Annotated in this window: 16 protein-coding genes and 1 pseudogene; 8 read left to right on the top strand and 9 right to left on the bottom strand. The window is 68.9% G+C overall.

The features are described 5' to 3' along the window. Window positions 1–85: 85 nt before the first annotated feature. The 3 genes from PSC72_RS05730 to PSC72_RS05720 form a co-directional block, all read right to left on the bottom strand. Entirely contained in the window at window positions 86–520 is a 435-nt protein-coding gene (locus tag PSC72_RS05730; protein WP_274324933.1) for a universal stress protein, read from the bottom strand. 85 nt (window positions 521–605) lie between these two features. After that, entirely contained in the window at window positions 606–2,465 is a 1,860-nt protein-coding gene (locus PSC72_RS05725; RefSeq protein WP_274324932.1) for a threonine--tRNA ligase, read from the bottom strand. Window positions 2,466–2,567: 102 nt separating this feature from the next. Then, on the bottom strand, window positions 2,568–3,470 hold the full coding sequence (locus PSC72_RS05720) for a PspA/IM30 family protein (RefSeq protein ID WP_274324931.1): 903 nt from the start codon (window positions 3,468–3,470) through the stop codon (window positions 2,568–2,570). A 295-nt stretch (window positions 3,471–3,765) separates the two neighbouring features. Here PSC72_RS05720 and PSC72_RS05715 point away from each other — a divergent pair. The 5 genes and pseudogenes from PSC72_RS05715 to guaA all read left to right on the top strand — a co-directional run. Then, window positions 3,766–6,075, top strand: a pseudogene (locus PSC72_RS05715) (GAF domain-containing protein); the annotation flags it as partial. A gap of 172 nt (window positions 6,076–6,247) precedes the next feature. After that, a complete protein-coding gene (locus tag PSC72_RS05710) occupies window positions 6,248–6,640 on the top strand; it encodes an ATP-binding protein (protein ID WP_274326146.1) in 393 nt (130 codons plus the stop codon). Between the two features lie 25 nt (window positions 6,641–6,665). Beyond that, the gene (locus PSC72_RS05705) at window positions 6,666–7,289 is read left to right on the top strand and encodes an alpha/beta hydrolase (RefSeq protein WP_274324930.1); all 624 of its coding nucleotides are present in this window, start codon (window positions 6,666–6,668) and stop codon (window positions 7,287–7,289) included. A gap of 217 nt (window positions 7,290–7,506) precedes the next feature. Further along, the gene (locus PSC72_RS05700) at window positions 7,507–9,192 is read left to right on the top strand and encodes a CTP synthase (protein WP_274324929.1); all 1,686 of its coding nucleotides are present in this window, start codon (window positions 7,507–7,509) and stop codon (window positions 9,190–9,192) included. Then, window positions 9,192–10,109, top strand: a complete 918-nt coding sequence (gene guaA, locus PSC72_RS05695; protein ID WP_274324928.1) for a glutamine-hydrolyzing GMP synthase — start codon at window positions 9,192–9,194, stop codon at window positions 10,107–10,109. Before PSC72_RS05700 ends, guaA begins: the two co-directional genes overlap by 1 nt. Before the next feature lie 34 nt (window positions 10,110–10,143). On the opposite strand, the gene PSC72_RS05690 is transcribed toward guaA, so the two are convergent. Continuing rightward, entirely contained in the window at window positions 10,144–11,475 is a 1,332-nt protein-coding gene (locus tag PSC72_RS05690; protein WP_274324927.1) for an outer membrane protein assembly factor BamB family protein, read from the bottom strand. A gap of 108 nt (window positions 11,476–11,583) precedes the next feature. Between PSC72_RS05690 and PSC72_RS05685 the strand changes: the two genes are divergently transcribed. Continuing rightward, the gene (locus tag PSC72_RS05685; protein ID WP_274324926.1) at window positions 11,584–11,922 is read left to right on the top strand and encodes a DUF7126 family protein; all 339 of its coding nucleotides are present in this window, start codon (window positions 11,584–11,586) and stop codon (window positions 11,920–11,922) included. Window positions 11,923–12,041: 119 nt separating this feature from the next. After that, a complete protein-coding gene (locus tag PSC72_RS05680) occupies window positions 12,042–12,716 on the top strand; it encodes a hypothetical protein (protein WP_274324925.1) in 675 nt (224 codons plus the stop codon). 31 nt (window positions 12,717–12,747) lie between these two features. On the opposite strand, the gene PSC72_RS05675 is transcribed toward PSC72_RS05680, so the two are convergent. Further along, window positions 12,748–13,455, bottom strand: a complete 708-nt coding sequence (locus PSC72_RS05675) for an MBL fold metallo-hydrolase (RefSeq protein ID WP_274324924.1) — start codon at window positions 13,453–13,455, stop codon at window positions 12,748–12,750. Window positions 13,456–13,570: 115 nt separating this feature from the next. Between PSC72_RS05675 and PSC72_RS05670 the strand changes: the two genes are divergently transcribed. After that, window positions 13,571–14,236, top strand: coding sequence for an HD domain-containing protein (locus PSC72_RS05670; RefSeq protein ID WP_274324923.1), 666 nt, complete (start codon window positions 13,571–13,573; stop codon window positions 14,234–14,236). On the opposite strand, the gene PSC72_RS05665 is transcribed toward PSC72_RS05670, so the two are convergent. The 4 genes from PSC72_RS05665 to PSC72_RS05650 all read right to left on the bottom strand — a co-directional run bounded on the left by PSC72_RS05665 (window position 14,233) and on the right by PSC72_RS05650 (window position 20,053). After that, window positions 14,233–16,338, bottom strand: a complete 2,106-nt coding sequence (locus tag PSC72_RS05665) for a beta-glucosidase (protein WP_274324922.1) — start codon at window positions 16,336–16,338, stop codon at window positions 14,233–14,235. The genes PSC72_RS05670 and PSC72_RS05665 overlap by 4 nt on opposite strands. 308 nt (window positions 16,339–16,646) lie before the next feature. After that, the gene (locus PSC72_RS05660) at window positions 16,647–17,552 is read right to left on the bottom strand and encodes an FAD-dependent oxidoreductase (protein ID WP_274324921.1); all 906 of its coding nucleotides are present in this window, start codon (window positions 17,550–17,552) and stop codon (window positions 16,647–16,649) included. Between the two features lie 4 nt (window positions 17,553–17,556). Continuing rightward, the gene (locus PSC72_RS05655; protein ID WP_274324920.1) at window positions 17,557–18,837 is read right to left on the bottom strand and encodes an ABC transporter substrate-binding protein; all 1,281 of its coding nucleotides are present in this window, start codon (window positions 18,835–18,837) and stop codon (window positions 17,557–17,559) included. Between the two features lie 256 nt (window positions 18,838–19,093). Next, window positions 19,094–20,053 (bottom strand): beta propeller repeat protein, encoded by a 960-nt coding sequence (locus tag PSC72_RS05650; RefSeq protein WP_274324919.1) that lies wholly within the window; start codon window positions 20,051–20,053, stop codon window positions 19,094–19,096. Window positions 20,054–20,295 lie beyond the last annotated feature (242 nt).

Raw genomic sequence — 20,295 nt, 5'->3', positions numbered from 1 at the left:
CAGTCGCGGTAAGTACCTTCTGGCCGGACACGACGGCGAGCGCGCCGTCGAACGACCGCGGGAAGTCCGCGGCCCTGCCCGACACTCAGTCGCCGATATCGACGACGAGAACCGGTGTGTGCACGTCTTCGAGGACGCGGTCGGTGACGCTCCCGAGGTTCTGGACGCGGTCGCGGCCGGTGCGCCCGTGGGTTCCCATCGTCACCAGGTCGATCCCCGCTTCCCCGACGTAGTCGACTATCTCGCGGTGAGGGATGCCGTCGCGCATCTCCGTCTCGACGACCAGCCCGGCGTCTTCGAGGTCGACCCGGAGGTCCTCGATCGCCCGCTCGCCCTCGACCTCCAGCGATTTGACGATCTCGTCTTTCGTGTCGGGCTCGGCCGCGCGGTAGCGCCGGCTGTCGACGACGTACAGCACGTGTACCGTGGCGTCGTTGTCCCGGGCGATCGAGATCGCGTGGTCTACCGTCTCGGTCGTCCCCTTGCTCCCGTCCGTCGGCAACAGGATGTCGTCGTACATGCGCGGGAGTTGGGTGCCCGGGTAAATAGTGGTAGGTGGCCGTCCGCAGACCGGTGCCCTCACACCGGCGGTGCGCCGTCCGCCGTCAGCGACCGGTGAAACTCGGGTGGTCGCTGACGTGTTTCGGGAGGTACCGCTTCTTCCGCGGGAGCCCCTCGGTCTCCTCGCGGACGCGCTCGCGGAGGTCTTCGGGCGTCATCTCGACTTCCTCGTCGTCAGCGCGGACGTTGACGTCCAGGCTCCCGCTGTCGACCTCGCGGTCGCCGACGACGACGTAGTACGGCACCCAGTCGGTCTCGGCGCGAGCGATGCGCTTGCCCACCGTCTCCGAGCGGTCGTCCACGTCGGCGCGCACGTCGGCCGCGGCGAGGTCGTCGACCAGTTCGTCGCAGTAGTCGACGTGTTCCTCCCCGACGGGGATGAAGCGGACCTGCGTCGGCGAGAGCCAGGTGGGGAACCGCGGCGTGTCCATCGTCGCCGTCTCCTCCAGCAGGGCGGCGACGACGCGTTCGATCCCGCCCGAGGGCGAGTAGTGGAGGATCGGCGGGTGGTGGCTCCCCTCGGCGTCGGTGTAGGTGATGTCGAATCGCTCGGCGCTCTCGACGTCGATCTGGACCGTCGGGTTCTCGATGGGGCGGCCGAGCCCGTCGATGGCCGCGAAGTCGATCTTCGCCGACCAGTAGTGGTGGCGCTCCGGGATGATCTCCACGAGGGAGGGCTTGTCGAGTTCGGCGACGACCTCGGCGACCCACGCCTCGTTGTCGTCGTAGAACTCGCGGGTCATCCGCAACGCGGGCTGGTAGTCCAGTCCGAGGTCGTCGCTGGTCCGCAGGGAGAGCTTCGCCTGGCGCATGAGTTCGTCACGGGCACCGTCCATGTCGGCCGTCGCGGTGTGCATGTCCGGCATCGTGAACGATCGCAGCCGTTTCAGTCCCGTGACCTCGCCCTTCTGCTCGCGGCGGAACGAGTAGGTCGACATCTCGTAGATCCGCAGCGGGAGGTCGCTCGCGGCGATGTGCATGTCCCGCATGATCGAGAACTGGCCGAAGCAGGCGGCGAAGCGGAGCATCATCCGGCGGTCGCCCGACTCGAAGCGGTACTGGCGCTCGCCGAACTTGCCTGCGTGCTCGTCGATGGGTCGAGCACCCAGGTCGTACATGATCGGCGTCTCGACGGGCATCCCGCCGTAGTCGACGACGAGGTCGTTGACGTACTCCATCAGCGAGTCGCGGACGAGCTTCCCGCGGGGGTACCACCGCAGGTTGCCCACGTCCGAGAGGTCGTCGTAGCCGACGAGGGACTTCTCTTGCATCAGTTCGACGTGGGGCGGCTCCTCGCCCGGAGAGGCGGTCACGTCCTCCACCTCGTCCTCGATGAACGCCCGCATGTCCCCGTTCACTTCGCCCTTCGCGGGAACTGCGTCCTCCGTCGACCCGTCGGGCCACATCACGAGCCACTCGCTGGGCTCGCGGTCCGGTTCGCCGGCCTCGTCCCCCTCGCCCGTCCCCTCGTCGCGGTGGGCGGAGACGTGCCGGGAGAGCTCCGAGAGCGGGTGGCCCTTGCAGGACACCTCGAAAGACTTGTACCAGCCGAACGGCGCGCGGAGGACCTCGTAGCCGTCCGCTTCGAGTTCCGACTCCAGCCCCCGCATGACCTCCTTGGCGGCGTCGGGGTTCGCCAGGTCCTCGCTGAGGTGGGCGTAGGGGTACAGCACCACTCGGTTCGTGTTGAGTTGTCCTGTCACGTCCCGGAGCTCCGCCGTCGCGTTCGCGACGACGCCGTCGAGGTCGGTCTCGTCGTCGGACTCGACGCTGATGAAGGCGGTCACGCACTCCTCCATGCGGCCGTCCATCGGGACGCCCTCCCGCTCGGCGAGGTCGTCCGGGCCGGCCTGTTCGCGCGCCTCGAACTCCAGGTGGTCCGAGTGGATGAACAGGAGTCGCATACTGGAACGTGTCGAGGGGTGAACAAAAATGTGCTGCCGGCGTCGGCGGGTTCGCCGCCGCCGATCAGGCCGTCGAGTCCGTCCCGGTCGTCCAGCGGGGCGCTACTGCTCGTCCTCTTTCAGCTCTTCCAGTTCGGCCTCTACCTCGGAGTCGTCGACCGAGACGTCCTCGCCGCCCTCGCCGTTGACGTCGACGTCCGGCGCGTCTACGTCGGCGGCGTCCACGTCGACGTCTTCGGTTTCGACGTCCGCGCTCCCGGAGTCGGATCCGCCCGCGTCGGCGCTCTCGGTCTCGGTCTCCGTCGTGCCCTTGCCCATCTCGCCTTTCAGCGTGTTCAGCTCGGCGTCGACGGAGCTGTCGGTGCTGAGCTGTTCGAGTTCGCGGTCGATCGAGTCCTTGTCCGAGAGGACGTCGTCGAACGCGCCGGTCTCCTGGAGTTCGTCCATCGCCTGCGAGCGGGCCTCCATGTCCTCGGTGCGCTCCTCGGCGCGCTCGATGGCGCGGCCGACGTCCTCGAACTCGTCGCCGGCGCCGGTCATCGCCTCGGAGACCTTGGCGCTGGCCTCGGCGGCCTCGTAGCGGGCCTTCATCGTCTCCTTCTTCGTGCGGAACTCCTCGATGCGGCTCTGGAGCTTGTTCTTCTGCTCGACCAGCTTGTCCTGCTGGCCCTGCAGTTCGGCGATCTGGCCCTCCAGGTCCTCGATCTGGTTCATCTTCTGCTTTTTCTTCTCGAGGGCCTTGCGGGCGAGGTCGTCGCGGTCCTGCCGGACGGCCTCGCGGGCCTGTTCGTTGTGCTTCTCGACGTTCTCCTCGAGGCGGCGCTTCTGTATCTCCAGGCGCTTCTTCTGGGTCGTCAGGTCCGCGATTCCCTGTTTGACGTCCTGGAGCTGGTCGCGCAGTTGCTCGTAGGAGTAATCGAGCGTCTCGGAGGGGTCCTCCGCCCGGTTCAGGATAGCGTTGATCTTCGACCGGACGACGTAGGAGGCGCGCGAGAGTATTCCCATACCCCCGCTTTGTGCCCGAGCCTTTAATTGTTTTTCAGCCCGAATTTGGTGTTCCCACGCACGAACGCCGCCCGCCCGGCCCCGGACGCGGCCGATTCGACCGGAGTCACGGACAGCCGAATCGGTGGGGCGACGACCGATCCAGCGACTGGGAGAGCAGACCGCGCGAATCCCCCGAGAGAGCCGGAACGGCGGGGGATCGAGGCGTGAGAGCGCCGACGAACTCGCCGACGGGAGCGACCTCGCGGTTTCACGACCGAGACTGGCGCCCAAACCGTTATTGCCGATCTTACAGATGTTCGAACTAATGAGTTCGGCCTCCACGGAGGACATCCGGGTGCTGACTGTCGACGACGACCCGGATGTCGCGGACCTGACCGCCACGTTTCTCGAACGGGAAGACGACCGGTTCACCGTCGAGACGGCGACCGACGCCGACGAGGGGGCCGAACGGCTCGCGACCGGCGAGTTCGATTGCCTCGTCTCGGACTACGACATGCCCGGGCGGACGGGGATTGAGTTCCTCGAAGCGGTCCGGGAGGACTACCCGGACCTGCCGTTCATCCTGTTCACGGGGAAGGGGTCGGAAGCGGTGGCCAGCGACGCCATCTCGGCCGGCGTGACGGACTACCTCCAGAAGGAAGGCGGGACCGACCAGTACACGGTGCTGGCCAACCGCATCGCCAACGCCGTCGAACACTACCGGACGCGCCGGCTCGCCGAGCGGAGCGAGAACCGCCTCCGCGAGATCGTCGATTCGCTCCCCGAACACCTCTACGTGGTCGACGAAGACGGGACGTGTCTGCTCGCGAACGAGTCCCTGGCGGCCTTTCACGGCACCCCCGTGTCGGAGCTCGAAGGGACGAACGTGAGCGACGTCCTCGACGAGGAGGTCGCCGCGGGGCTTCGAGCGGCCGTCGCAGAGGTGGTCGAATCGAACTCCACCGAGCGACTGCACGAAGTCGAGTTGCGGGACGCGGAGGGCGAGACGCACGTCTTCGAGCCGCAGTTGCTCCCGTACGACTTCACCGACACCGACGCGGAGGCCGCCCTGGGGATCTCCGTCGACGTGACCGACCGCAAGGAGCGAGAGCGAGCCCTCGAACGCACGAACGCGCTGCTGTCGACGCTGTTCGACACGCTCCCGGTCGGCGTGCTCGCCGAGGACGAGTCGCGGAACGTGCTCACGGCCAACGCGCAGTTGTTCGACCTGTTCGACCTGTCCGGGACGCCCGAGGGCGTCGTCGGGTCGGACTGCGAGCGGCTGGCCGAGACGATCGGCGAGTCGTTCGCCGACCCGGAGGCGTTCGTCGACCGCGTCAACGAACTCGTGGCCGACCGCGAGCGGGTCCGCGACGAGGGGCTCTCGCTCCGCGACGGCCGGACCGTCGCCCGGAGCTACCGACCGATCGAACTCGCGGACGGCGACGGCCACCTCTGGGTGTACCGCGAAGTCACCGCCCAGAAGACGCGCGAGCGGAAGCTCAATCGCCTCCAGGAGCGGACGCGCGCGCTGATGCACACGCGGACGAAGACCGAGACGGCCCGGGTCGCCACCGACGCGGCGGACGAGGTCATCGACGCCCGGTTGAGCTCCGTCCACCTGGTGAACGACGCCGGCGACCTCCTCACTCCGGCCGCGGTCGTCGACTCGGTCCGCGACGTCTTCGACGAGATCCCGACGTACCCGCGCGATGCGCCCGAGGGGACGCGCGCCGCCCTCGTCTGGGACGTGTTCGAGCGCGGCGAGCCGGTGCGCATCGACGACGTGCCGGGGTACGAGGGACTGACCGAGGACACGCCCGCCCGGAGCGTCATCCTCTATCCGATGGACGACCACGGCGTGTTCATCGTCTCCTCGGACGACGCGGGCGCGATCACCGAGACGGACGAGACGCTGGTCGAGATCCTGTCGACCACGCTCACGACGGCGCTCGACCGGGTCGAGCAGGCCCGCCGCCGCCGGGAACGCGAGCAGCGCCTCGAACGCCTGCAAGACCTGACGCTCGAGCTCATGCAGACCGAGGGGCGCGATGTCATCGCCGACCTCGTCGTCGCGGAGGCCGAGGACATCCTGGGCTTCCCGCTCGTGATGGTGCGGTCGTACGACGCCGACGAAGGCGGGCTCGTGCCCGTCGCGTCCAGCGACCGCGTCGACGAGGTGTTAGACGACCGGCCGACGTTCACCCCGGAAGGCGGGAGCTTCAACTGGGAGGCGTTCGAGACCGGTGAATCGCGGGCGTTCGACGACATCAGCCGGTACGACGACGCCGTCGACGCCGACACGGCGCTGCAGAGCCTCCTGATCTTCCCGATCGGGGAGTTCGGCACGCTGTCCGCCGGTTCGACCGAGCCCGCCACGTTCGACGAGACGGACGTCTTCCTCGGGCGGATCCTGGCGACCGCGGCGAACGCCGCGTTCGAGCGCGCCGACCACGAGGCCGAACTCAGGCACCAGCGCGACGAGCTCGAACGGAAGAACGAGCGCCTCGAGGAGTTCACCAGCGTCGTCTCCCACGACCTCCGGAATCCCCTGACCGTCCTCAACGGCGCGCTGGAGATGGCCGAGGAGACCGGCGACCCGGAGCACTTCGAGCGCTGTCACCGCTCCGTCGAGCGCATGGAGCACCTGATCGAGGACCTCCTGGCGCTGTCCCGGCAGGGCGAGACGATCTCCGAGCCCGAACCCGTCGACCTAAGAGCGGATCGCGACCGCGAGCTGGCGGAACGTCGAGTCCGGCGACGGCGAACTCGCGGTCGCGACCGACCGGGCCATCGTGGCCGACGGGGACCGGCTGCCGCAGTTGCTGGAGAACCTGTTCCGGAACGCGCTAGAACACGGCGGCGACGACGTCCGTATCACGGTCGGCGACCTGGACGACGGGTTCTACGTCGCGGACGACGGCCCCGGTATCGCGGGGGACGTGCGCGACCGCGTGTTCGATTCCGGCTTCTCGACCTCCCCCCGAGAACACGGGATTCGGCCTCGCCATCGTCGAGCGGATCGTCGAAGCACACGGCTGGGACGTCGCCGTCACCGAGAGCGAGGACGGCGGCGCACGGTTCGAGATCACCGGCGTCGACTCCGCACCGCGGATCAGCGGCGACGACTGATCGAAACTCGCCCGCGACAGGCCGCGAAGTCGGCAGTGGCCCGACGACACCTTTGAGGCCCCGAGCCGCGTCTGTCGGGGCATGAGCGAAGCGGTCGTGATCCCTGGCGCCCGCGACGTGCGCGGGTCGCTCGACGCACCCGACGGTGAGTCCGAGGACCCGGGCGAGCGGGCCTGCGTCGTCGCCTGTCCGCCCCATCCGCAGCTGGGCGGCTCGCGCTCGGACCGGCGGCTGACGGCCGTCGCGGACGCGCTGGTCGAACGAGGGATCGCCTGCCTCCGGTTCGACTACGGCGACTGGGACGAGGGGCCCGGCGAGTTACGGGACGCGGGGAACGCCCTGACGTGGGCCCGCGAGCGCCACGCGGCCGTCGCCCTGTTCGGCTACAGCTTCGGCGGGTGTCTCGCGCTCGTCGCCGCGGACGAGGAGTCGAGTTCCGGGGCCGACCTCGCGGCCGTCTCTGCGCTCGCGCCGGCACCCCGTATCGACGACGACATCGACGCCGTCGCGGCGACAGAGCGGATCGCCTGTCCGGGACAGGTCGTCTACGGCGAGCGCGACGACACCGTCGAGTGGCGACCGGTGGTCGAACGGGCGGAGGCACGTGGGTTCGCCGTGACGGAACTGGCCGCGGACCACCACTTCGTCGGCCAGTCCGGCAAGGTCGCCGCGGTCGTCGCCGACTTTCTCGTCGCCGAACTGTGAGCGACGGACGGGAACCCGTTCCGACCCGACCGTGTTTTCGACCCCACCGCGTTTCAGACCCCACCGCGTTTCCGGCCCCACCGAATTTTCGGCCCGACCGCGTTTCCGGTTCAACCGGAATTCGCTGGATCGGCGCCGCGGCCGGTAACCGTTGACAATTAGGCAGGTTTGCAGTGTCTCCCGAAACGGTTTTGGGCGGGCACCGCCGACGGTCAGTATGCCGACGGAGCCAGAAACAGAGTACGACGAGACTCTGGGGAACAAGTTCGTTTTCGTCACAGGGGGCGTGATGTCCGGTCTGGGCAAGGGCATCACCGCCGCGAGTACCGGCCGACTGCTCTCGAACGCCGGGTTCGACGTGACCGCGGTCAAGGTGGACCCGTACCTCAACGTCGACGCGGGCACGATGAACCCCTTCCAGCACGGGGAGGTGTACGTCCTCAAGGACGGCGGCGAGGTCGACCTCGACCTGGGGAACTACGAGCGGTTCCTCGACATCGACATGACCTCGAAGCACAACGTGACCACGGGCAAGGTCTACCAGTCCGTCATCGAGAAGGAGCGCTCGGGCGACTACCTCGGGAAGACCGTCCAGGTCATCCCGCACGTCACCAACGACATCAAGCGGCGCATCCGCGAGGTCGCCGAGGGCAGCGACGTCTGCATCATCGAGGTCGGCGGCACCGTCGGGGACATCGAGGGCATGCCCTACCTCGAAGCCCTGCGCCAGTTCGCTCACGAGGAAGACGAGGACGACATCCTCTTCGTCCACGTCACGCTCGTCCCGTACTCGAAAAACGGCGAGCAGAAGACCAAGCCCACCCAGCACAGCGTCAAGGAACTGCGGTCGATCGGGCTCCAGCCCGACATCCTGGTCGGTCGGGCCGACGACCCGCTCGACCCTCAGACCAAGGAGAAGATCGCGCTGTTCTGCGACGTTCCCACGGACGCCGTCTTCTCGAACCCCGACGTCGAGGACATCTACCAGGTCCCGCTGGTCGTCGAGGACGAGGGCCTCGACGAGTACGTCATGGAGCGCCTCGACCTCTCCGACCGCGCGCTCCCGAAAGACGAGCGCCACAACGAGTGGCGCGATCTCGTCACCCAGGAGCAGACCGGCTCCGTCGACGTGGCCCTCGTCGGGAAGTACGGCCTCGAAGACGCCTATCTCTCTATCTACGAGTCGCTGAAACACGCCGGCCTCGCCCACAACGTCAACGTGAACACCGAGTGGATCCACGCGGAGAAGCTCGCTGACGGCCACAACGGAGAACTCGACGGCATGGACGCCGTCGTCGTCCCCGGCGGCTTCGGCTCGCGGGGCACCGAGGGCAAGATGGAGGCGATCCGCTACGCCCGCGAGAACCGCGTCCCCTACCTCGGCCTCTGTCTCGGCTTCCAGCTCGCGGTCGTCGAGTACGCCCGCAACGTCCTCGACCTGGAGGGCGCCCACTCCACGGAACTCGACGAGGAGACGCCCTACCCGGTCATCGACATCCTGCCCGAGCAGGAGGGCGTCGACGACATGGGCGGGACGATGCGCCTCGGCGCGCACGTCACCGAAATCGAGGAAGGCACCGTCGCCCACGAGGTCTACGGCGCCGACACCTGCACGGAGCGACACCGCCACCGCTACGAGGTCAACCCCGAGTACATCGACGACCTAGAAGCCGCGGGCCTGCGCTTCTCCGGGAAGTCCGGCCGCCGGATGGAGATCCTCGAACTCCCCGAGCACCCCTACTTCTTCGGGACGCAGTTCCACCCCGAGTTCCGCTCGCGGCCCGGCCGCGCCAGCCCGCCGTTCGTCGGCCTGCTCGGCGCCGCGCTCGACCTGCAGGACGAGGCGCGCAAGGGCGAGCAGACGCGTGGCGACGCCCGCGACTCCGAGGAGGTGGAGGTCTGATGGTCGACGTCGACTCGTTCATCGACGAGAAGATCGAGGAGATCGCCGACGCCGTCGGCGACGCCAACGCCGTCATCGCGCTGTCGGGCGGCGTCGACTCCTCGACGGCCGCCGCGCTGGCCTACGAGGCCATCGGCGACCAGCTGACCCCCGTCTACGTCGACACCGGCCTCATGCGCAAGGGCGAGACCGACCAGATCCGCGAGACCTTCGACTACATGGACTCGCTGCGGATCGTCGACGCGAAAGACCGCTTCCTCGACGCCCTCGAAGGCGTGACCGACCCCGAAGAGAAGCGCCACGCGATCGGCGAGCAGTTCATCCGCGAGTTCGAGACGGTCGCGACGGAGGTCGACGCCGACTACCTCGTCCAGGGGACCATCTACCCCGACCGCATCGAGTCCGAAGGGACGATCAAGTCCCACCACAACGTCGGCGGCCTCCCCGAGGTCGTCGACTTCGACGGCATCGTCGAGCCGATGCGCGACCTCTACAAGGACGAGGTCCGCGAGGTCGCCCGCGAACTCGACCTGGAGGAGATCATCGCCGAGCGGATGCCGTTCCCCGGCCCAGGCCTCGCCGTCCGCATCATCGGCGAGGTCACCGAGGAGAAACTGGAGGTCGCCCGCGAGGCCAACCACGTCGTCGAGGAGGAACTCGAAGAGCACGAGCCGTGGCAGGCGCTCGCCGCAGTGCTGGGCAAGGCGACCGGCGTCAAGGGCGACAACCGCGTCCACGGCTGGGTCGTCGCCGTCCGGTCCGTCGAGAGCCGCGACGGCATGACCGCCCGCGCCCAGGAGGTCGACTGGGACACGCTCCAGCGCATCCAGAGCCGCATCACCGGCGAGAACGAGAACGTCTCCCGGGTGCTGTACGACGTGACCCACAAGCCGCCGGCGACCATCGAGTACGAGTAGGCGGTCCGACCCCGGTTTCTCGACGATTCTCCGCTCAGTTCGGCCCGAACGCCGCGATCCCCTCGCTCGTCGCGACGAGGAAGTACTCGCCGGCGATCGCCTGGGGGCCGACCCTGGGTGCGTCCCACTCGTCGACGGTCGCTGTCCCGAGCTTCTCGTCGGCCGCCGGATCGGTCGCCGAGACCGACAGGCGGTCGCCGCCCGACGCGCCGTAGACGACGCCGTCCGCCGCGAACAGTCCACCGACGTTTTCCGTGCGCTCGACCGCGCCGTCCGCGGCGTCGACGGCGAAAACGCCCCATTCGCCGCGTCCCATGCCCTGCGCGTAGACGGTGTCGTCCAAGACGAAGGGGATCCCGTAGAACGCGGCCTGCTCGAACGCTTCGGGGTCTCCCTCGTAGTTCGCGGGGTCGTCGCCCTCGGGGATCGCCGTCCACAGCTGTGACCCGTCCTCGACGTCGATGGCGACCATCCCGCCGGTGTCCCTGTTGGCGATGCGACCGCAGACCGCGTAGGCGACGCCGTCGACGACGACCGGGGAATTGAACGGCGCGCCGCGCTCCTGGTAGAGGACCGAGTAGAAGTCGTTGCTCGCCGTCCAGCGCGCCTCGCCGCTCTCGCGGTCGACCGCGCGGATCTCGTCGTGCGCCGTCGCGAAGACGGTGTCCTCGGTCACCGTCGGCGGGTAGCGGTTCCGCCACTTCCGGTCCTGATCCGTCTCGTAGCGCGACTGCTGACTCCCGTCGTCGGCGTCGTACACGGCGTACAACTGGTCGCCGAGGACCAGCGATCCGGAGTCGGCCGTGATCGGCGCCCGGGTGGGCGTGTCGAGCGCGTGCTCCCACTCCGTCTCGCCGTCGCTCGGCGACAGCGCGCGGAGCGCCCAGCCGTCGGATCTCGTGGCGACGACGAGCCGTTCGCCGTCGGAGACGAGCGTCTGTGCCGATGCCCCTCCTTCGCCTCCGCCTTCCCCCGTCAGGGGAAACGAGCGTTCCCAGCGGCGTTCGCCGCTCTCCAGACCGAACGCGGCGACGACCGTCTCGGCGGTCTCTCTGGTCTGCACGTTGGCCGCCGCCGCGACCGTCCCGTCGAGGACGATCGGGGAGGAGACCTGACCCATGCCGGGAACCGCTCCCGCGTCCTCGCGGTACGTCGCCGTCCACGCGAGCGAGAGGTCGCCGCCCGGGCCGGGTGCGGAGGGGTGTACCCCGTTGTTGCACGCGTCGAACCGGTAGCTCGGCCAGTCGGCCTCGCCGGGTTCGAACCCGGTCGATTCGCCGATACCGGCCGGACAGCCGGCGAGCGCGACCGCGCCCGCGACGCCTGCCGCCCGGAGGAGGGACCGCCGTCGGAGGGACCGTTCCATGTCGAACGGTTCGGGCCGACTGGTAAGTGTTTTTTCATGACTGTGTGACCGGTCGCCGGGGCCGCCCGAAACGTGAGACACAAGCCCCCGGGCGCCATCGGTGCCGGTATGAAAGCAGTTTTCGCGGGGAGCGACACGGAAGGGCTGGCCGACGAGTTGCGCGACCGGGGAGCGACGGTGGCCGTCGTCGACGGCGTCGTGAACCGCCCTGCGCTCGAAGAGGCCGGCGTCGTCGAGGCGGACGTGTACGTCCTCACCGACATCGGTCAGGCGACCTCTATCGTCGTCGCGCGAGACCTCAATCCCGATATCCGGGTCGTCACGTACACGAACGAGTCGCTCCCGGAGTTCGTCAGCGGACAGCAGGTCCTCGGGATGGACCCCGCGCTGTTCGACGCCGAGACCGTCGCCGAGGAACTGACCGCGGAGGCCGACGCGGACGACTGACACCGGGATCGATCCCGGACTCTCGACGGGAACGCTCACGACGGGACCGATAGCGACGCCGAAGACGTCCGCGGACCTGTCCCCGGAAGCTTATGCCCGACCGCCGAATAGTTAGCTCGATGACCGATCAGATCCCGAGCGAGCGGTTCGCCGGGGCCGTCCCGGGGGTCCGGTCCGAGCTACGGGTCTTCCGCGACCGGGTCGAGTACGATCCGGGCGGACTGCGCGGCCTCGTCCGGGGGTCGAAGGCCGTCGATACCGCGGAGATCGACCTCGTCGTTCGCCGCGACGGGCGGCTCGACGGGTTGCTCGGCACCGGGAGTTACGACCTGATCCGATCGGGAGAGCCGACGGTCAGGCTCCACCACCTCGCCGATACCGAGGGGGCGGAGCGCGCGCTCGGCGACCGCGTGCCGGCGCCGCAGGAGCGGGTCGAGGCGGGCGGCGGGACGGAGGTCCGAACGGCGCTCCAGCGGGAACGCGTCGTCTGGCGACGCTGGCCGGAGGACGAACCGCTCCCCCGCTCGGCAGTCGTGACGGATCCCGACCTGGTCGAACGGCTGCACGCGGGGGAAGAGATCGAGCGGCCCGAGGTGACCCGCGCCGGGGACTCCCGCCCCTCCGGCGTCACCGCCGCGGACTTCGAGAACGGGAACTTCCCCGGCGGTGGCGGCGGCGGGAGCGCCGACTTCACCGGCGGGACCGGCCGCCAGTCACCGGGCCACGCCTCCAACGACCGCGGCGCCGAGAGCAACGTCGGCAACGACGACACTATCGACAGCGAGTTCGTGTGACTGTCGCTCGGTAGCCGTCGGCCGGCGTCCGTTACTGCCGAACTCGCTCGGGTTCGCGGTCGTGGCCGAAGCGCGCCGCGAGTTCGTCGAACCGCGCCCGCCCAGCCCGTTCGAACGGGACGCCGTGGCCGACGGCGGCCACGTCGAAGTCGGGCGCGTCCGCTGCGAGTCGGCGGACGCTCTCGCGCACCTGGCCGCCGTCGTCAGTCACGATCCACGGCATGGGTTCGAGGCGGCCGTCGGACTCGCCGACGAGGTCGCCCAGGAACGCGACGCCCAGGTCCTCGCTCACGTACGCGAGGTGCCCGGGCGTGTGTCCCGGCGTCTCGTAGACGGTGAACGACCCGATCTCGTCGCCGTCGGCGAGCGGGACGACCTCGTTGCTCGGCGGCGTGTACAGCGGCCCGAGCAACCGCTGGAGGGCGCCTTTCGGGATCGAGAACGGCGGCGCCTCCCGGCCGGTGACGAGCGAGGCATCGCGCTGACCGGCATAGATCGTGACGTCGAGGCCGTCGAGGCGGGAGAGACCGCCGGCGTGGTCGACGTCGTAGTGGGTGAGCAGGACGTGCTCGAGGTCGTCGAGGACGTAGCCGGCTTCGACGATCGCGTCGACCACGCCGCCGCCCTGCCACGGCATCCCCGCGTCGACGAGCGTCAGATCGCCGCCCTCGTCGACGAGATAGGCGTTGACGCCACGCAGGTCGATCCACCAGACCCCCTCGCGCAGTTGCGTCGCCATGTCGTCGCGTTCGTCCGGAGGAGCCATAAAGCGTCGTGAGGCGTGGGCAAGCGTATCGACCGCCGTCGGCCGTGTCACCAGCACGTTTTTGCTCGACGCCCGCGCCGGGTGATCCATGCGAACGGAGGAGGTCCCGCCGGTCCACGAGCGGGTCGCCGCCGAGGTCCGCGAGCACTTCGACGGGGACGACACGGGCCACGACATGGCCCACGCCTGGCGAGTCTACAGACTGGGTCGCCGACTCGCCGAGCGCGAGAACGCGGACTTCGCCGTCGTCGGCGCCGCCGCGCTGGTCCACGACCTGCACCGCCTGCGCGGCGACGGGTTCACTCACCCGCGCGAGACGATCCCGGAGGTCCGGGAGATCCTCGCCGACGCCGACTTCCCCGCGGACGGGCGCGAGGCGGTCTGTCACTGCGTCGCTCACCACGAGGAGTACGACTTCGCCGAGACGACCGACCTCGACCACGAGCCGACCGTCGAGGAGCGAGTGCTGCGGGACGCCGACAACCTCGACGCGCTCGGCGCGGTCGGCATCGGCCGGGCGTTCACCTTCGGCGCCCACCACGGCCAGGGGATGTACGACCCCGACCGCGAGGTGCGCGAGACGTACGACCGGAGCGACCGCGACAACACCGTGATCCAGCACGCCCGCGAGAAGTTACTGCGCCTTCCCGACGCGATGGAGACCGCGACAGGCCGCGAACTCGCCGCGGACCGGGCGGCCTTCGTCGAGGAGTTCGTCGAGCGGTTCGAGGCCGAGTGGGGCGGGGAGCGCTAGCGGTCGACGGACACCTCGAGTCGGAGGTCCCGCGAGGAGCGGCCCACCGAGACGACGTGCTCGCCCGCGTCCACGGTCCAGCCGTCGGACTCGTCGTAGCGCCCGAACGCTCGCTCGTCGAGGTCGACGGCGACGCGACGGGACTCGCCGGGGTCGAGCGAGAGCGCGGTGAAGCCGCCCAGTTCCCGCCGCGGCCGTTCCAGGTCGTCCGGCGCCTCCGGCGAATCGACGTACGCCTGTGCGACTTCTCGACCCGTGCGGTCGCCGGTGTTCTCGACGGTGACTTCGACCGTCGAGTCGCCGACGGCCGCGGCGTCGCTGTACTCGAAACTCGTATAGGAGCGGCCGTGGCCGAAGGGGTAGGTCGGGTCCGCGTCGGTCGCGTCGAAGTGTCGGTAGCCGACGAGCAGCCCTTCCTCGTAGTGGACCTCGCCGTCGACGCCGGGGAACCGCCGCTCGGTGTTCGCGGGGTACTCGTCCTCGGGCGCGAACGTGACGGGCAGGCGGCCGCCGGGGTCGCTGTCGCCGTAGAGGACGGCCGCGGCGGCCTCCCCGTGGGCCTGCCCGGGGTACCAGCCCGCGAGCACCGCCGCCACGTCCTCGCGCCAGGGCATCTCGACCGGGCCGCTCGTGTTGAGGACGACGACCGTCCGGTCGGTGGCGGACGCGACCGCCTCGACCAGTTCGTCCTGCTCGCCGGGGAGCGCGAGCGTCTCGCGGTCGGCGGCTTCCGTCGCCTGGTCGCGGACGAACACGACCGCCGCGTCGGCGTCTTCGGCCGCCGCGACGGCGTCGTCGACGGACACGTCCGGAGCCTCGTCGTCGTCTTCGTCGTCCGGACCGAACCCGTCGAACAGCGACACGTCCTCGATCCGCGGGATGCCGCGGGCGACCGACACGTCCCCGTCGGCGCGGGCCTCGATCCCATCGACCGGGCTGGTCTCGGTGAACGGCGTCGTCTCCGAGGAGCCGCCGCCTCCCAGGATGGCCTCGTCGACGTTCGGGCCGATCACGGCCACGTCGGCGTCGTCGGCGAGCGGCAGAACGCAGTCGTTCTCCAGCAGGACCGTCCCGCGGACGGCGATCCGCTCGGCCAGTTCCCGGTGTTCGGGCGTGTCGATGGCACCCTCGCCGTCGCGTCCCTCGTCGAGCAGGCCGTGACGTTCGAGCTGGGTCAGGTACCGCGTGACCATGTCGTCGAGTCGGGACTCGGGGACGTCGCCGGCCTCGACGGCGTCGGCGAGTCGCTCGCGGAACAGGCCGCCGGTCCGGGGGTCGGGCATCCCGTCCGCGTAGTCGAAGCCGCTGGGATCGAACTCGTCGGCGGGCATGCCCATCGACTCGAACAGTTCCTCGGCCGAGATCCCCGGCATCTGGAGGTCGAGGCCGCCGTTGGCGGCGTCGACGACGCTCTCGGTGCCGAACCAGTCGGACATGACCACCCCGTCGAATCCCCACTCGTCTTTGAGCACCTCGGTCAGGAGGTGTTCGTGTTCGCTCATGTACGTCCCGTTGACGCGGTTGTACGCGGACATGGCGGCTCCTGCGCCCGCGTCGACGGCGTCGCGGAATCCCGGGAGGTACAGCTCCCGGAGGACGCGCTCGTCGACCTCGGCGCTGACCGAGGCCCGGGCGGTCTCCTGGTTGTTCGCGACGAAGTGCTTCGGCGTCGCGACGACGTCCGCGGACTCGATACCGTCGACGACGCCCGCCGCGAACCGGCCCGTCGCGACCGGGTCTTCGGAGAAGTACTCGAAGTTGCGGCCGCAGTGGGGGACCCGGACGAGGTTGAGCCCGGGGCCGAGGAGCACGTCCTGGTCCCGGGCGGTCGCCTCGCGGCCGAGCGCGGCGCCGAACTCGCGGGCGAGGTCCGGGTCGAAGCTCGCGGCGAGGGCCATCGACGCCGGGAACGCCGTCGCCGGCTCGTCCGTCCGGACGCCGAGCGGGCCGTCAGTGAACCGGACGCCCGGGACGTCGAGCCGCTCCACACCGGGGACGAATCCCGTCGCCGTTCCCTCGGTGTCCGCCGCGCCGTGCGTGAGCTGAACCTTCTCCGCGAGCGTGAGCTCCGACAGGAGCCGCTTCACTGCATCCGAAGTCATTGACTGAACGTTCAGTCAGAAGCGACTTAATCGTTGCCCCAGCGCCTTTCCCCGCCCGGGTTTCCCCGCGCGACCGCGGCGCGCTGCGGGACCAGCGTGGTGGGTACGCGGCCACGTCATTCGGTCACGGACCGACAGCCCGCGACCCGTCGACCGGAAAGAGAGGAATGAAAACACCGTCAGATCTTCGCTCTGACTGTGAACCGGCGCTTTCGGCGCCCGGTGCTCGATACTAGGGACTGAAGCGACGCCCGCGACGAGCGCTCTACGCAGCTCCCGCCTGCGAGTTCCTGCCGGACGCAACTGATCTACTGCTCGGCCTCGATTTCTCGCGCGGCCGCGACGATGAGGTCGTCGTCGACGTGTTCGAGGAGTTCCTTCTGTCCCTGCTCTCTCCGGCGGGTTATCTCGTCGGTGGAGAGATAGGTGTCGAACCGGCGGTCGATCAACCGCTCGCGTATCGCGGTGCGCCGCTCCTCGTCGAGGTCGTGGTCGTCGGGGAACTGGTCGTCGATCCACTCACGCCAGCGGTCGCGGTCGCCCCACTCGCCGTCGAGTTCGGCGTCGGAACGGAGCCAGTCGTAGTGATCGACGACAGCCTCCGGGTACCCCCAGTCACGGCGGCCGTCCTCGATGACTTGCAGGCCGACTCGGGCGCCGCGCCCTGCTGCCACGATCACCTGCCGATCGGCTTCTTCGGAGGGGGAGGCGACGTACAGTCCGTCCACCGGCGTCGTCCCGTCACTGGCTGCGTAGGTGCGGTCGAAGTGCTCCTGCGCTTCGCCGTCGTGGTCGCGCGTTTCGAACATCGCCGCGTCGGTGTCGAGTCCCCGCAGGTACTCGCCGTCGTATCGCGTCGCCGCGATCACTCGTCGAGCGGTGACGGGCTCGCCCTCCTGCGGCGCGACGACGAATCCCTCGTCGGCCTCGGTGCGATCGACGGACTCGACGTGGTCGGCGACCAGCTCGCAGCCCGCGGTTTCCGCGTGGTCGTGCATCAGTTCGTAGAAGGTCTCGACGTCGATGCCCGCGGGGAACCCGAGGTAGTTCTCCAGGTGGGCACACCGCTTGAGCGACGAGTTTCCGCGGTCGAAGACAGCCGTGTCGAGACCGTATCGGGCGGTGAACACGCCCGCCGAGCAGCCCGCTGGTCCGCCGCCGACCACGACGACGTCATAGTCGAACGCGGACTCGGTGAGTGATTTCGTCTCCATCCGTTCAGAGATCTCCGTTGACGATGTCCACGATCCGCTGTCGGTCGAACAGCCGCTCGTCCTCGGGGAACTGTTCCGGATACAGTTGCTTGCCGAGGGCCTCGGTGTTGAAGAGGTTAGTGATGGGCCCTTGCTCGCCCATCCCCGCGGGATACACGCGACCCGCTGAGACCGCGGTCAGATCGCTTCCGGCGGCGTTGCGTTTCATCTCCGCGACGTGGTCCGTTCGCCACGTCTCTGTCCCCTCGATCGCGAGGGACCGAGAGACCCCGGGGAGGTGGTTGTCGAACAGCAGCACGTCCGGATCGACTTCGAGCAGCGTCTCGTAGTCGCCCTCGATGAACGTCTCGCCCCCGAAGTCGAGGTCTGCGAACGCGTCGTCGATCGCCAGGTCGCGATAGTGCTTGTGGCGCGAGCCGGCCTCCGTGATACGCGAGAGGTAGAACGTCCCCGCTGCGGGGTCGCTCCCGCCCAGCAGGACTCCCACCGAGGGGCGCTCTGACTCTGGCGGGAGCCGCGAAGCGACTGCGGACTGGACCTCCTCGTGCACGGCGGCGAGTTCGTCGTACCTGTCGCGCTCGTCGAACACCCGTGCGTATCGCTCGAGCAGGTCGTACATCGGGACGAGATACTCGCTGTTCCAGCCCCGGTCACGGCCGTTCGACTTCCCGAACAGGGCGCCGACGTTCGATTCGATCTCCGCGACGTCGCTCCCGTCCCACGCGTCGTCGGCGGTCGTGATCGTGTTCGGGTCGATCAGATGGATGTCGGCGTCGATCTCGTAGAAGGCCTCCTTGTCGAACCCGCCGTCGTACCCGTACACCTCCGTCAGCTCGGCGGGGAGTCCCTCGATGCCGAGTTCGTCGAACAGGAAGCGCGTAGATTCGTAGTAGTACGCGTACGCGATCCCCGAGAGCCCCCCGGCCTGTCCGAGAGCGACCCCGTAATCGACCTGGGCGGGTCCGGCGGCGACCCAGCGCTCCGGCGGCTCTTCGAACGTGAGACAGCCGACCGGCTCCATGCACACTTCGTCGGAGCCGTCCGTTTCGGTCGACGTCGTTTTGTCCGCCTGCGTCGGCGTCGCTCCCGCTGTCTCGGTCGGTTCCGCCGTCTCCGTCGCGGTTCCCGAGTCCGTCGACCTGCCCCCGCCGTCTCCGGCACTGCCGTCTCCGGCACTGCCGTCTCCGGCACAGCCGGCCAGCAGCGCCCCACTCACGACCGCGCCGCCGTACTTCACGTATTCACGCCGTGTCGGTGCCACCCGTTCGATGGAATCGTCACACATGGGATTTAGGCTAGCCTAAAATATTATAACCGTTCTGGTTTCTCACCGGTCCGGATCTCCATCGGCGGGACACAACCCGGTACGCTCACCGCCCCGTATCAGCAGTGTGATTCCCGACGACGGAGAAGAGCGTCGCGCCCGGAACGTAATGGATTCGGCACGACACTATCGACAGCGAGGACGCCTGACAGAAGAGGGGGTAGAGAGGGGGAGTCGGCGACGGACACCGAGTCCGAGTCCGTCTACGACGAGCGGATCAGTGCTCGATGATGGTGCCCCCGGCGCCGACGGCGATCTCGGGGTCGCTCTTCCGGAGGACCGCCTTTAGGTTCTGGCCCGTCGGGGTCGTGTCCGGTTTCCACTCGCCGCTCTCGCGGTCGTAGACGTTGCCGCCGCCGCCGACGGTGAGGCCCTCGCCGTTCTCGACCTCGATGTCGCGCAGGCCGGCGTCGCCGGTGTCGGCTGGGACCCAGCTGGTCCCGTTCCAGTGGAACACCATCCCGCCGCCGCCGGAGACCCAGACGTCGTCGGCGCCGTCGGAGTCGACGCCGTAGAAGTTGACGTTGGCGTCGGCCAGCCCGATCTTGTCCCAGGTCGAGCCGTCCTGGGTGTGGAAGACGGACTTGTTGCCGTCGACGATGTGGCCCTTGCGGTCGTCGTAGAAGTCGACGGCGTTGATGGCCGAGCCCGAGCCGGGCGTGACGTAGTCCCAGGTCTGGGTGGCGCCGTTCTCGAAGCTGTAGTACATCTTCCCGGAGTCGCCGGCGACGTAGACGTTCGCCTCGCCGGCCTCGCCGGTGACCGCGACGTCGTTGAAGTTGCTGGTCACGTCCATCGGCGCCGAGTGGTCGTTCAGGTTGCCCGTCGTCACGTCGTACTCGCCGATGGAACCCGACGAGCCGACGAACCACAGGCGCTTGCCGTCGTCGGTCACGTCCGCGCCGTAGAGGTTGTTGCCGTTGCCGGTCGGGCCGCCGTCGAGGACCTTCTTCCAGCCCTTCTCGGTGCGTTCGAGGACGACGCCGGCGTCGCCCACCGCGTACGCGCCGGCGGTCGTCTGCTCGATGTCGTAGAGCGTCCCGCCGACCGGCGACTCGACGTCCGTCCAGCCGGACTCGTTCGTCGACGCGGACGCGACCGACGGGAGGGCCGCCGCGCCGAGCGCTACGCCAGTCGCCTTGAGCACGCTGCGTCGCGTCTCAGTGCGTTCGGACATTGCATCCGGTCGATGCGACCGTTCGCACTTAATGGGGGAAAGCGCTTGAACCGATTTAACGCCGTTTTACGGCCCGAAACCCGCGAATTTTTCCAACTCCTTCCGATGACATGACGAATTCGACGCCCCGCGCTCCCCCCGGCCAACTCGGGTTAATCGGCGTGAAACGCCGAAAGGTTGAAGTGATGAAACGAACCGCAGTCGATCGGCACGGAGAGGCCCGAATACGTTCGTTTCGCGGG

Source organism: Halosimplex aquaticum (assembly GCF_028747785.1).
GTDB classification, from domain to species: Archaea; Halobacteriota; Halobacteria; order Halobacteriales; family Haloarculaceae; genus Halosimplex; species Halosimplex aquaticum.
Note: the sequence above shows the minus strand (reverse complement) of the source record. Positions and strands in the feature narration are given on the sequence as shown.

Coding starts and splice junctions, on each gene's coding strand:
- PSC72_RS05730 (WP_274324933.1), bottom strand. CDS start 520: ATGTACGACGACATCCTGTTGCCGACGGACGGGAGCAAGGGGACGACC.
- PSC72_RS05725 (WP_274324932.1), bottom strand. CDS start 2,465: ATGCGACTCCTGTTCATCCACTCGGACCACCTGGAGTTCGAGGCGCGC.
- PSC72_RS05720 (WP_274324931.1), bottom strand. CDS start 3,470: ATGGGAATACTCTCGCGCGCCTCCTACGTCGTCCGGTCGAAGATCAAC.
- PSC72_RS05705 (WP_274324930.1), top strand. CDS start 6,666: ATGAGCGAAGCGGTCGTGATCCCTGGCGCCCGCGACGTGCGCGGGTCG.
- PSC72_RS05700 (WP_274324929.1), top strand. CDS start 7,507: ATGCCGACGGAGCCAGAAACAGAGTACGACGAGACTCTGGGGAACAAG.
- guaA (WP_274324928.1), top strand. CDS start 9,192: ATGGTCGACGTCGACTCGTTCATCGACGAGAAGATCGAGGAGATCGCC.
- PSC72_RS05690 (WP_274324927.1), bottom strand. CDS start 11,475: ATGGAACGGTCCCTCCGACGGCGGTCCCTCCTCCGGGCGGCAGGCGTC.
- PSC72_RS05685 (WP_274324926.1), top strand. CDS start 11,584: ATGAAAGCAGTTTTCGCGGGGAGCGACACGGAAGGGCTGGCCGACGAG.
- PSC72_RS05680 (WP_274324925.1), top strand. CDS start 12,042: ATGACCGATCAGATCCCGAGCGAGCGGTTCGCCGGGGCCGTCCCGGGG.
- PSC72_RS05675 (WP_274324924.1), bottom strand. CDS start 13,455: ATGGCGACGCAACTGCGCGAGGGGGTCTGGTGGATCGACCTGCGTGGC.
- PSC72_RS05670 (WP_274324923.1), top strand. CDS start 13,571: ATGCGAACGGAGGAGGTCCCGCCGGTCCACGAGCGGGTCGCCGCCGAG.
- PSC72_RS05665 (WP_274324922.1), bottom strand. CDS start 16,338: ATGACTTCGGATGCAGTGAAGCGGCTCCTGTCGGAGCTCACGCTCGCG.
- PSC72_RS05660 (WP_274324921.1), bottom strand. CDS start 17,552: ATGGAGACGAAATCACTCACCGAGTCCGCGTTCGACTATGACGTCGTC.
- PSC72_RS05655 (WP_274324920.1), bottom strand. CDS start 18,837: ATGTGTGACGATTCCATCGAACGGGTGGCACCGACACGGCGTGAATAC.
- PSC72_RS05650 (WP_274324919.1), bottom strand. CDS start 20,053: ATGTCCGAACGCACTGAGACGCGACGCAGCGTGCTCAAGGCGACTGGC.